Below are 11317 nucleotides of genomic sequence, written 5' to 3'. Positions count from 1 at the left end.
GCACGAAGGCGAGCTCAGCGGCATACACCTTTTGCGTTCCCCGGGGGTGCTCCCCGTAGAGTCGAATGATGACTTCGAGCGGTGTCACCTTCACTGGAGAGTCCGCCCCCGTCGCGCGCGAGACGGTCACTGTGCTCTCGGGGGCCAGCTTCGTCCTCTCGCGGTCCAACGGCGACATCGACGCCGATGCGCCGCTGGGCTTCTTCGGGCACGACACGCGACTGCTCTCGGGCTGGGCGCTCGAGATCGACGGCGTGCGGCCCGAGCCGCTGACCCACTACCTGCCGGCGCCGTGGCGGTGCCGGTTCATCAGTCGCGTCTTCACCGACGCCCACCGGCTCCTCGTGGAACGCGCCCGCTACGTCGACGAGGCGGTTCGCGAGGACCTCATCATCCGCAACCTGCACGCGGACCCGGTCACGCTCAACGTGCGGATCAGGTTCCAGGCGGACTTCGCCAGCCTGTTCGAGGTCAAGGAGTCGCGGGTGCCCTCGGGGACGGCGACTCGGGTGCGGCTGACGGACACCGGGGTGTGCCTCCTTCGCCGGGTCGACGAGGGTGAGAGCGGTCTCGGGGTGGACGTCAACGCGGCGGGAGCCGAGGTCGGGCCGGAGACGGTCGACTTCGTGGCCGAGATCCCCGGACGGGGTGAGTGGCAGGCGACGGTGCACGTCCAGCCCGTCATCGACGGCGCGCCGATCCCGGCGCGGTTCCCCGACGGGCACCCGCTGACCGAGACGGCGGCCGCGGTCCGGCAACGCCAGTGGGAGCACGGCACCGCGGAGATGCGGTCGAGCAACCCGGACTTCGACGAGGCGCTCCGCCGGGCGCGGCACGACCTCGGCAGCCTGCGCGTCTTCGACGAGGGCTCGGACCGGCCCGTCCTCGCGGCGGGGTCGCCGTGGTTCATGACTCTCTTCGGGCGCGACTCGCTGCTGACCTCCTACATGACGCTCGCGCTCGACCCGACCCTGGCCGAAGGTGTGCTCGATGCCCTGGCCCACCGGCAGGGTGAGCACGTCGTCGAGCGGACGGAGGAGGAGCCCGGCCGAATCCTGCACGAGCTGCGGTTCGATGAGGCGGACGACGCGACGGATGCGGCCCTCCCATACGGGAGCGGCCCGGGGACCGCGGCAGGTCAGACCGGACGACACGCCTACTACGGCACAGCGGACGCCACGCCGCTCTTCGTCGCCCTCGTCGGCGAGTACGCCCGCTGGCACGGGCAGTGCACAACGGTCATGCGGATGCTCCCCGCCGTCGACCGGGCGCTCGAGTGGATCGACCGCTACGGCGACCGGGACGGCGACGGCTTCGTCGAGTACGAGCGGGCGACGCCCAGCGGCCTCGTCAACCAGGGCTGGAAGGACTCCTGGGACGGGATCAACTTCGCCGACGGGACGATCGCCGAGGCTCCCATCGCGCTGTGCGAGGTGCAGGGCTACGTCTACGCGGCGTTCAGCGCGCGGGCGGCGCTCGCCGAGCTGTGCAGCGATCCGGAGCTGGCCGAGCACTGGCAGCAGCGGGCGGCCCGGCTGAAGACGGCGTTCAACGAGCGCTTCTGGCTGCCCGAGCGCGGCTGGTTCGCGGTCGGGCTTGACAAGGACAAGCGACCGATCGACGCACTGGCATCGAACATGGGGCACGCGCTGTGGACCGGCATCGTTGACGAGGAGTACGCGCCCGCGGTGGCCCGGCACCTCGTCTCTGACGAGCTGTTCTCCGGCTGGGGGGTGCGCACCCTGGCGACGACGATGGGCGCGTACGACCCGATGAGCTACCACAACGGGTCGGTGTGGCCGCACGACAACGCGCTCATCGCCTATGGGTTGATGCACCGCGGCTTCGTCGAGGAGGGCCACCGGATCGCCGAGGGCATCCTCGACGCGGCAGCGGCATCGGGCGGTCGGCTCCCGGAGCTCTTCGCCGGCCTCGAGCGGGACGCCTACCCGGTGCCCGTCCCGTATCCGACGGCGTGCTCACCCCAGGCCTGGGCGTCGGCCGTGCCGATCCATCTCGCGCGGTCCCTGCTCGGTCTGGAGCCCGAGGTCCACCACGGCCTCCTGCGGGCGCGGCCTCGCGTGCCCGCACGGCTCGGCACCCTCGCCGTGACCGGACTACCGCTGGCCGGGGGCCGGCTGCAGCTCCGGGCCGAGGGCAGCCACATCGATGCCGCGGGCATCCCCGACGGGTTCCAGTGGGTAGTGGAAGGGCTGGTGGGCCAAGACGTGGCCCCATGACCCCCCCGAGAGCACCCACATGAACGAACCCCTTCGGATCGCCGTCATCGCCACCCCGTACACCGAGATCCCGCCCGAGGGCTACGGCGGGACCGAGCTGTTCCTCTCGAACCTCGCCGACGGCCTCGTCGAGCGTGGGCACGACGTCACGGTCTACGGCGTCGGCAACTCGACGACGAAGGGCCGGTTCGTCATGCTGCGTGACGAGGCCCAGTACGACCGAATGGGGCAGCTGATGCCCGAGATCGTCCACGTCGCGACGCTCGAGCCGGCTCTGGCCCGCGAGTCGTTCGATGTCATCCACGACAACACCGTCGCCGGTCTCCTCGTGGCGCGGTCGCGCAGGGCCCCGACGATCGCCACGATGCACTCCCCGATGGATGACGAGATGGGGATCGTCGCGGAGGCGGTCAGTGATGCCGTCGATCTCGTCGCCATCTCCGAGGACCAGCGGGCCAGCGGTCTGCCCAAGCGCTGGGCCGCGACGATCCACCACGCGGTGCGCGTGTCCGACTTCCCGTTCCAGGAGGACAAGGAGGACTGGGCCCTCTTCCTCGGCCGGATGTCTCCGGACAAGGGCGCGCCAGAGGCGATCGAGGCCGCGCGTGCGGCCGGTGTGCGGCTCAGGATCGCGGCGAAGTGCGTTGAGCCCGATGAGCAGTCGTACTTCGCCGAGCACGTCGAGCCGCTGCTCGGACCCGATGTGGAGTGGCTCGGGGAGGTGGGCGGCCAGGACAAGCTGGAGCTGCTCGGCCGGGCGCGGTGCCTGCTCTTCCCGATCCAGTGGGACGAGCCTTTCGGGCTCGTCATGATCGAGTCGCTCGCGTGCGGCACGCCGGTCGTCGCGATGGCGCGCGGCTCGGTGCCCGAGGTGCTCGAGCAGGGCCGCACGGGCCTGTTCGCGGAGGACGAGTCGGAGCTGCCCGGGCTGCTCCGTCAGGTCGGTGACCTCTCGCCGGCCGACTGCCGCGCCGCGGCGGAGGAGCGGTTCGACATCCCGCGGATGGTCGACGAGTACGTCCGCGTCTACCGGGAGGCGATCGAGCGCAGGGCTGCGGCCCCAGCCTGACGGAGACCCGTAGGAGAAGGGGTATGCCGCTGAGCTCGCTTCCCGGGGAAAGCGAGCTCAGCGGCATACCCCCTTCTCGTTGTGCTGTGGTAGACACGATGGATGGTTGGAATCGAGCGGTTGGACGAGGACGGCCTCCGGGACCTGGCGCAGCAGACCGACGATCTGGGGGTGCTGTCGGTGTACGTCAACGCCGACTTCAGTCACGACCAGAATCTGCAGGCAGCCGGGATCGACCTGAAGAACCGGTTCCGCGAGCTCCAACGGCGGGTGAGCGAGGACGGTGGCGCCCAGAGCCGCGCCCTTGCTGCGGCGCTCGAGCGTCTGTGGCCCGAGCTGGAGAACCTGGCCAGTCCGATGGAGCCCGGACGGAGCCGGATCGCCTTCGCCGCCTTGGGCAGCGGCTGGATGGACCGCTACGAGAGCGCGCTGCCGGTGAGCCCGAGGGTGGTGCTGGACGACGGCCCGTTCCTCCATCCGCTCCTGGAACTGCTGGACGAGGGCCGCACCGCTGGTGTCGTCATCGTCTCCGGTGACAGCGCCCAGCTCCATGAGTGGCGACTCGGCAACCTGGAGCTGGTCCGTCAGCTGGAGCAGGAGTACGTCGAGGCGCCCCATGAGCGGAGCGGCCAGATCGGCGGGGGACCGCCGGGCCAGTACCACTCCCCGAAGCGCGAACAGCAGAAGGACCGCGCCCGCGACCGGGCCGAGCGGTTCCTCGACGAGGCGGCCAGCGTGGCTGCCGGACTCGCCAACGACCGAAAGTGGGAACGGATCCTCGTCAGCGGCGGCGATCGGTGGACCGGCCCGATGATCGAGAGGTTCCCACAGGCGCTGCGGGACAAGGTGTTTGGTGACAATCGGGTACTCACTGGGCGCGACGACGGGACGCTCGCAGCGACCGTCACCGAGCTGGTGCACGAGCACCACAACGAGCATGAGCGGCAGCTCGTCGAGCGGGTGCGCGAGGTCGGCGGCTCGGGTGCGGCAGTCCTCGGTCTGTCCGAGGTCGCACAGGCGTTGAACGCCGGCCGGGTCGACCACCTGGTGTACGACCCGGAGGTCCGGTACGTGGGTTCGGTGGCTGCGGACGGGGAGCTGTACGCAGGTGACGAGGTCGCGCCGGGCGGGCAGGAGCGGAGGCCGGAGCCGAGGCTGACCGAACGCCTGGTCGAGCGGGCGCTGACCACGGGAGCGCGAGTCAGCCCGATCGAAGGTGCGGCCGACGGGGCGCTGCAGGATGCGGGTGGGATCGCGGCGCTGCTGCGGTGGTGAGGTTCGCCGAGCCTCGTCGCTCAGGCCGTCGGGGTGAGGCGTGCCACCGCGATCTTGCGACCCGACTTCGCCTCGTAGGGGGCGAAGGCGGGGTAGGTCGCGACGATGACGTCCCTCCATGCGGCGTCGTTCTCGGCCCCGCGCAGCACCTCGACCGACACCGTTCGTCGCTCGCGGCCGATCTCGATGGTGGCGGTCGAGGCGGCCCGTAGGTTGCGGACCCACTGCGGCTCCTTCGGCTGGCCGCCGGCAGTCGCCGCGAGGTAGTAGGCGCCCTCGCGCTCGACGTAGGCCACCGGGACCGTGTGCGGCACCCCGGATCTGCGTCCGGCCACGGTGAGCAGGAGCACGGGGCTGCCGCCCCTCGCCCTGCCGCCGACCTTGCCGCCGGTACGCCGGTACATCCACACGGAGGCTGTGTTGCCGGCCTTCCACAGTCGTTGGGTCATCGACGCCATGTCGTCCTCGCTCATTCGTGGGCCTTTGGTCGAGTGTGCAACAAACGCCGCCCGCAGCGCTCAGCCGAACGCGAGCTCGTACCCCGCAGGGGTGAGCCGCGCGTCGGTGGGTCGGATGCGCCGGCCCTTTTGATCGAGTGCACAGAAAAATGCCGCTCCGCCGCGCTCCCATGTGACCGTGTGGGGGGAGGCACTCGCATCCTGCTCCGCCTCGCGGAGCAGGATGCGAGTCCCGTGGGAGGCCGTGGGCCTTACTGGGCCTTCACTGCGAGGACCGGGCACGGCGCATCGAGCAGCAGGCGCTGGGCCGTCGAGCCGAGCAGGAGCTTGCCGACGGGCGTGCGGTGGCGCAGCCCGATGACGAGCATCCGGGCGTCGACCTCCCGGATCAGCCCCAGGATCTCCTCGGCGGGATCCGTCCCGTGGTCGATCCGGCGCACCTCGTGCTGGACACCGGACTCGGACAGCTCGCGGTCGACCCGACCGAGCTGGCTCGCCTCGGCCCGGTGCGCGTCGACGAGCTTGTCGTCCCGCGACATGTTGACGACGAGCAGCGAGTCACCGTGCGCCTTCGCCTGGGCGATGGCCGCCGTGACGGCGGCCTCACCCTGGGCGGTGGGAATGTAGCCGACGACGATGGTCACGCGGAGACCTCCTGGTTGGCACGGTCAGGGCCGAATCCGTCGGGGCCGGGTCCATCTGACCCGTGGCCGTCGCCCCGGATGGCTCGCACCAGTCGGGCGCCGAGCGGCCAGAAGATGACGACCGCGATGATCCCGTAGCAGACCCACGCGACCGGTCCGCCGAGGAGGCCGCTGATGTCACCGCCGGACAGCTGGAGCGCGCGGCGGCCGTGCTTCTCGGCGAGCGGTCCGAGAATGACACCGATGATGAGCGGCAGGATCGGCAGGCCGAAACGACGCATGGCGAAGCCGAGGAGCCCGAGCGCGAGCAGCAGGAACAGGTCGAACGGCTGGGCGTTGACCGCGTAGGCCCCCATGGTGGCGAAGAAGAGGATCCCGGCGTAGAGGTAGGGACGGGGGATCTGGAGCAGCTTGGCCCAGGCAGGCGCGAGCGGCAGGTTGAGCAGGAGCAGCATCGTATTGCCGACGAACAGGCTCGCGACGAGCGTCCAGACGAGGATCGGCTGCTTCTCGATGAGGAACGGACCCGGCTCGAAACCCCAGCCCATCAGCGCCGAGAGCATGATCGCCGCGGTGGCGTTCGTCGGGATTCCGAGCGCGAGGAGTGGCACGAGGGTGCCGGCGGCCGACGCGTTGTTCGCTGCCTCCGGGCCGGCGACGCCCTCGATCGCGCCCTTGCCGAACTCGTCCCGGTGCTTCGAGAAGCGGCGCTCGGTGAGGTAGGACAGGAAGGTGGGGACCTCGGCGCCCCCGGCCGGAATGGCACCGAAGGGGAAGCCGAAGGCGGTGCCGCGCAGCCACGGCTTCCAGGAGCGGCGCCAGTCGTCGCGCCCCATCCAGGGCCGGCCGACGGGGATGACGGTCCCCGCCTTGCGGCGCAGGTGAGCGGCGACCCAGAGTGCCTCACCGACGGCGAAGATGCCGACCGCCACGATGATGATGTCGATGCCGTCGGCGAGCTGGGGGATGCCGAAGGTGAGGCGCTGCTGGCCCGTGACGAAGTCGATGCCGACGACGCCGATCGTCAGTCCGACGAGGAGGGACGCGAAGCCTCTCACCCGGGATGAGCCGAGCACCGCGCTCGCGCCGACGAAGGCGACCATGAGGATGGCGAACAGCTCGGGTGAGCCGAGGTTGATGGCGAAGGCGACGACCTGCGGCATGACGAGGACGAGCAGCGCCGTGCCGATCGTGCCGGCGACGAAGGAGCCGATGGCCGCGGTGGCGAGCGCCTGCGCTGCGCGCCCGGCCTTGGCCATCTTGTTGCCCTCGAGCGCGGTGACGACCGACGCGGACTCACCGGGCGTGTTGAGCAGGATCGAGGTGGTCGACCCGCCGTACATGCCGCCGTAGAAGATACCCGCGAACATGATGAGGGCCTGCGTCGGCTCCAGACCGTAGGTGATCGGGAGCAGGAGCGCGACGGTCATCGCCGGACCGATGCCCGGGAGGACTCCAACGGCCGTGCCGACCGTGACGCCGATGAAGGCGAAGAGGAGGTTCATCGGCGTCAGGATGTGCCCGAAGCCCTCGATGAGGTTGTTGAGGTTGTCCATCAGAGGATTCCCTTGAGGATGCCGGCGGGCAGGCTGACGCCCAGCCCGATCGCGAAGCCGTAGAAGGTGATCAGGGCCAGCGCGATACCGATGGCGAGCCCGCGGATGTGGTGCCGGTTGCCGAGCGCGAAGGCGCAGCCCCAGAAGAGCAGGCTGCCGGTGATGACCCAGCCGAGCGGGTTGATGAGCATCGCACTGGCGCCGAAGACGACGATGAGCAGCAGGACGGTCTTCCAGTCAGCACGGCTGCCGGGCTCGACGTCCTCACCACCCTCGGCCTCGCCGACGCCCCCGCGCCACACGTCGATGGTGTAGACCACGGCGGTCACGATGAGCAGGACACCGAGGACCATCGGCACGGGCCGCGGGCCAAGGGGGTCGTTGCTGCTCGTCACGTGCGGGATGCGCGCCGCGTCGACAAGGAGCAGGACGCCGAGCCCCGCGAGAGCCGCGCACACGCCGTACTGTGCGCGGTCCCCGCGGGTCGTCTCTGCTGCACCAGCGGCACCGGTGCGGTCCACCTCGCGGTCGGACATGATCAGTTGACCAGCCCGAGGTTCTTGAGGATGTCGGCGACCGCGGTGTCCTGCTCCTTGAGGAAGGTGCCGAACTCCTCACCGGTCACGAAGGCATCGGTCCAGCCGCGCTTCTCCATCTCGGCCTTCCACGCATCCGACCCGTGCATCTTCGTCAGCGCGTCGATCCAGACCGCCTTGTCGGCGTCGGAGATCTCCGGCGGTGCGACGATGCCGCGCCAGTTGGTGAAGGTGAAGTCGACGCCGGACTCCTTCAGGGTGGGCACGTCGGGGAGGGCGTCGATGCGCTTGTCGCTCGTGACGGCGAGAACCTTGACCTCACCGGCCTTGACCTGGTCGAGGAACTCCCCGAACCCGCTCGCGCCGAAGGCGATCTTGTTGCCGATGATGGCCGGGAGGAGCTCGCCTCCGCCGTCGTAGGAGATGAACGAGACCTTGGTGGGCTCGATGCCGACGGCCTTGGCCAGCTGCATCGGCAGCAGGTGGTCGGGCCCACCCGGCGAGGAGCCGCCGCCGACGTTGACCTTCGACGGGTCCTTCTTCCAGGCATCGATGAGTGAGGTGATGTCCTTGTAGGGCGAGTCCTTCGAGACGACGATCGCTCCGGCTTCCTCGATGAGCTTGGCGATCGGTGTCGTGTCGTTGAGGGTGGCCTGCGACTTCTGCGTGTAGGCCGCACCGACGACGCCGAGGCCCATCTGCATGGCGAGCTTGCCGTTGCCCTTCTCGTTCACGATCCGCTGGAGACCGACGGTGCCGCCGGCGCCGGGAAGGTTGAACACCTGGACGGTGCCGGTGATGCCCTCAGCCTCGGTCACCTGGGCGACGGTGCGAGCCGTCGTGTCGTAGCCGCCGCCGGGGGCGTTGGGCACCATCAGCTGCAGGCCGGTGGGCGGGGCACCGTTGCCGCCACCGGTGGCCCCCGCGCCGGCGCCAGCGCCGCCATCGTCGGCGGTCGCGCCGCACGCCGTCAGGGCGAGGGCCGCGACGGCGATCCCTGCGGTGAACAGGGCGGACTTGCGGGGAGAGTTGCGAGTGCTCATCGTTGAGGCCTCTTTCGCGTCATGGGTTGGAAGGGCATGATCGTGTCCCGCGCCACGAGGCCGTGTCGCCCTTGTGTCAGCAATGAAGGTTGAGTTCGTTTTGGTCATGCGGAGACTGCGCCGGTTCACGCTTGCGGGGCAGCTGCTCGTCGCCCAGATGGCGATCCTGCTCACCGTCCTCGTCACGGTCGCGCTCGTCTCCCTTGCCCAGTCCGAGGCGACGTTCACCCGCACGGAGGGGCGGCGCGTCTTCGCCATCGCCGAGCAGATCGCAAGCACTCCCGTGGTACGCGAGGAGCTCGTGCCGGAGGCGGTCATCAGTGCCATGCCCAGCGTCGTCCAGGGTGCGATCACGCGGTACAGCCTCTCGGTCGTCTCCGTCGCCGACACCGCCGGGGTCGTCAAGAAGTCGTCGGACCCGACGAGCGAAGGGGAGCCGCTTCGACTCGGTTCGCCGAATGTCGGTCGCGGCGCGAGCTGGACCGGGGCGATGGAGATCGGCGACCGCAGGATGCTCGTCGCCCAGACGCCGGTGCTCTACTCGCCGGAGCCGAATCGCGCGCCCGACGAACCGGAACCGGCGGTTGGCACGCACCTCGGGACGGTCATGGTTGCCGTGGAGATGCCCTCGATCGTCGATCGGCTCAAGGGCGCGTCGTCCTACCTGCTGACCTACCTCGGCATCGCGCTCGCTCTCGGCGGCATCGGCTCCTGGCTCGTCGCCCGACGGATCAAACGGCAGACCCTCGGCCTCGAGCCGCGCGAGATCGCCGGTCTCGCGGAGAGTCGGGAGGCGATGCTCTACGGCCTCGCCGAAGGAGTCGTCGCCCTGGACACCAACAACCGGATCACCTTGGTCAACAACGTCGCCCAGCGGCTCCTCGACCTGCCGGAGCGGGCTGTCGGGATGGCCGTCGCCGACCTGCCCATCGGTCCACGGCTGCGCGAGGTCCTCGTGGGTGAGACCGGGGACCAGCGGGACCAGGTCGTCCTCCGTCGCGGGCGCGTGCTCGTCATGAACCGGATGGAGGTGGCCAAGGAGGGGCGCCCGCTCGGCTCGGTGACCACCCTGCGCGACCGAACGGAGCTCGCTGCCCTCGAGCGCGAGATCGGCTCGTTCCGTAGCACGACGGAGCTGCTGCGCGCCCAGGCCCATGAGTTCGCCAACCAGCTGCACACGATCTCCGGGCTGATCCAGCTCGGTGAGTACGACGAGGTGGTCCGCTATGTCGACTCGGTGAGCGAGCATCGGGCGCAGCTCGACCTGACCTTGGCCCGAACGATCAAGGACACGGCCATCTCCGCGCTCGTCATGGCGAAGGCGGCCCAGGCGGCCGAGCGCCGCGTGGAGCTGAGGGTCTCCGACGACACCTCGCTCGGCCGTGTCTCGTCGCGCGACTCGGCCGACCTCTCCGCCGTGGTCGGCAACCTCGTCGACAACGCGATCGACGCAGCCGCGACCACAGGTGGTGTGGACCGGTGGGTGGAGCTGGCCATCCACCAGGACGAGGGCACCCCGACGAGCACTGTCGAGGTCGTCGTGTCGGACTCCGGGCCAGGCGTGGGACCGGAGCTCGTCACCGAGGTCTTCACGCACGGCTTCACGACCAAGGCGGCCGAGGCAGGGGAGCGCGGCATCGGCCTCGCCCTGACCCGGCTGATCTGCCAGCGCCGGGGCGGGGAGGTCGAGGTCGAGCGCACTCCTTCCGGAGCGACCTTCATCGCGCGCCTGACCGTCGAGCCGGCCGCGGTGGTGGAGAGCCGATGATCCGTGTGCTGGTCGTGGACGACGACTTCATGGTCGCCCGTATTCATCGGGGGTTCGTTGAGAGGACAAAGGGATTCGAGGTTGTCGGCACGGCCAGCTCCGGCGCTGAGGCGATGGAGCAGGTCCGCGAGTCCCAGCCAGACCTCGTGCTTCTCGACCTCTATCTGCCCGACATCTTCGGCCTCGACGTCGTCACGCAGCTGCGGGCAGCGGGGGAGACGTGTGACGTCCTCGTCATCACCGCCGCGAAGGAGGCTGACTCGGTTCGAGCCGCCGTCCGACAGGGTGTCGTCGGCTACCTGCTCAAGCCGTTCTCGCGCGAGGACCTCGAGCAACGACTCGTGGCGTATGCCGCTGAGCGCGCTCGCGCTGTCGCCGCTGGGGAGCTGACGCAGGACGAGATCGACGCCGCCTTCGGCTCGGGCGGGGTCAAGCGACCGGGCGCGGCCTCGCTGCCCAAGGGGCTGTCCGCCGAGACCGCGGACGCGGTGTGGGCAGCGCTCAGTGCTGCCACTGACTCACTGTCCGCGACGGAATGCGCTGAGGCCGTGGGTATCTCGCGAGTCAGTGCCCGTCGCTACCTGGAGCACTTCGTGGACACTGGAGTAGCGGAGGTGTCCTTGCGCTACGGCACCACCGGGCGCCCCGAGCGCCGCTACCGCCCGCGCTGACTCGCCCTTCCCCGTCGAGTGTGCACTCCGCGCCGGGCGCAAACTGCACACTCGACC

At 70.0% G+C, this 11317-nt stretch carries 10 protein-coding genes; 5 read left to right on the top strand and 5 right to left on the bottom strand.

The window, feature by feature from the left end:
- Positions 1–68 precede the first annotated feature (68 nt).
- From ABF401_RS10955 to ABF401_RS10945, 3 genes are all read left to right on the top strand, one after another.
- Entirely contained in the window at positions 69–2240 is a 2172-nt protein-coding gene (locus ABF401_RS10955; RefSeq protein WP_353509597.1) for an amylo-alpha-1,6-glucosidase, read from the top strand.
- A gap of 19 nt (positions 2241–2259) precedes the next feature.
- Positions 2260–3309 carry a glycosyltransferase family 4 protein gene (locus tag ABF401_RS10950; RefSeq protein WP_353509596.1) on the top strand — a complete coding sequence of 350 codons (1050 nt, stop codon included), beginning with the start codon at positions 2260–2262 and terminating at the stop codon, positions 3307–3309.
- Positions 3310–3411: 102 nt separating this feature from the next.
- Complete coding sequence (locus tag ABF401_RS10945; RefSeq protein ID WP_353509595.1) at positions 3412–4584, top strand: MSMEG_1130 family ribosome hibernation factor; 1173 nt, start codon at positions 3412–3414, stop codon at positions 4582–4584.
- Positions 4585–4604: 20 nt separating this feature from the next.
- Here the strand turns inward: ABF401_RS10945 and ABF401_RS10940 are convergent, their stop codons facing one another.
- The 5 genes from ABF401_RS10940 to ABF401_RS10920 form a co-directional block, all read right to left on the bottom strand.
- Positions 4605–5057, bottom strand: coding sequence for a nitroreductase/quinone reductase family protein (locus tag ABF401_RS10940; RefSeq protein WP_353509594.1), 453 nt, complete (start codon positions 5055–5057; stop codon positions 4605–4607).
- Between the two features lie 236 nt (positions 5058–5293).
- Positions 5294–5686, bottom strand: coding sequence for a universal stress protein (locus ABF401_RS10935; protein WP_353509593.1), 393 nt, complete (start codon positions 5684–5686; stop codon positions 5294–5296).
- Positions 5683–7242, bottom strand: coding sequence for a tripartite tricarboxylate transporter permease (locus ABF401_RS10930; protein ID WP_353509592.1), 1560 nt, complete (start codon positions 7240–7242; stop codon positions 5683–5685). The genes ABF401_RS10935 and ABF401_RS10930 overlap by 4 nt, the downstream gene beginning before the upstream one ends.
- Positions 7242–7778, bottom strand: a complete 537-nt coding sequence (locus ABF401_RS10925; protein WP_353509591.1) for a tripartite tricarboxylate transporter TctB family protein — start codon at positions 7776–7778, stop codon at positions 7242–7244. Before ABF401_RS10925 ends, ABF401_RS10930 begins: the two co-directional genes overlap by 1 nt.
- 2 nt (positions 7779–7780) lie before the next feature.
- Entirely contained in the window at positions 7781–8821 is a 1041-nt protein-coding gene (locus tag ABF401_RS10920; protein WP_353509590.1) for a Bug family tripartite tricarboxylate transporter substrate binding protein, read from the bottom strand.
- Positions 8822–8927: 106 nt separating this feature from the next.
- Between ABF401_RS10920 and ABF401_RS10915 the strand changes: the two genes are divergently transcribed.
- Together ABF401_RS10915 and ABF401_RS10910 are read left to right on the top strand one after the other, a co-directional pair.
- Complete coding sequence (locus ABF401_RS10915) at positions 8928–10589, top strand: sensor histidine kinase (RefSeq protein WP_353509589.1); 1662 nt, start codon at positions 8928–8930, stop codon at positions 10587–10589.
- The gene (locus tag ABF401_RS10910) at positions 10586–11260 is read left to right on the top strand and encodes a response regulator (protein ID WP_353509588.1); all 675 of its coding nucleotides are present in this window, start codon (positions 10586–10588) and stop codon (positions 11258–11260) included. The genes ABF401_RS10915 and ABF401_RS10910 overlap by 4 nt, the downstream gene beginning before the upstream one ends.
- The last annotated feature ends 57 nt before the right edge of the window (positions 11261–11317 follow it).

The organism is Intrasporangium sp., from assembly GCF_040414665.1.
Classification (GTDB): domain Bacteria; phylum Actinomycetota; class Actinomycetes; order Actinomycetales; family Dermatophilaceae; genus Intrasporangium.
The sequence above is the reverse complement of the archived record's forward strand: the minus strand, read 5'-3'. Positions and strand labels throughout refer to the sequence as shown.

What these genes read in the sequence shown, in the direction of transcription:
- ABF401_RS10930 (WP_353509592.1), bottom strand. Translation starts at nt 7,242, where the DNA reads ATGGACAACCTCAACAACCTCATCGAGGGCTTCGGGCACATCCTGACG.
- ABF401_RS10925 (WP_353509591.1), bottom strand. Translation starts at nt 7,778, where the DNA reads ATGTCCGACCGCGAGGTGGACCGCACCGGTGCCGCTGGTGCAGCAGAG.
- ABF401_RS10915 (WP_353509589.1), top strand. Translation starts at nt 8,928, where the DNA reads ATGCGGAGACTGCGCCGGTTCACGCTTGCGGGGCAGCTGCTCGTCGCC.
- ABF401_RS10940 (WP_353509594.1), bottom strand. Translation starts at nt 5,057, where the DNA reads ATGAGCGAGGACGACATGGCGTCGATGACCCAACGACTGTGGAAGGCC.
- ABF401_RS10955 (WP_353509597.1), top strand. Translation starts at nt 69, where the DNA reads ATGACTTCGAGCGGTGTCACCTTCACTGGAGAGTCCGCCCCCGTCGCG.
- ABF401_RS10910 (WP_353509588.1), top strand. Translation starts at nt 10,586, where the DNA reads ATGATCCGTGTGCTGGTCGTGGACGACGACTTCATGGTCGCCCGTATT.
- ABF401_RS10950 (WP_353509596.1), top strand. Translation starts at nt 2,260, where the DNA reads ATGAACGAACCCCTTCGGATCGCCGTCATCGCCACCCCGTACACCGAG.
- ABF401_RS10920 (WP_353509590.1), bottom strand. Translation starts at nt 8,821, where the DNA reads ATGAGCACTCGCAACTCTCCCCGCAAGTCCGCCCTGTTCACCGCAGGG.
- ABF401_RS10945 (WP_353509595.1), top strand. Translation starts at nt 3,412, where the DNA reads ATGGTTGGAATCGAGCGGTTGGACGAGGACGGCCTCCGGGACCTGGCG.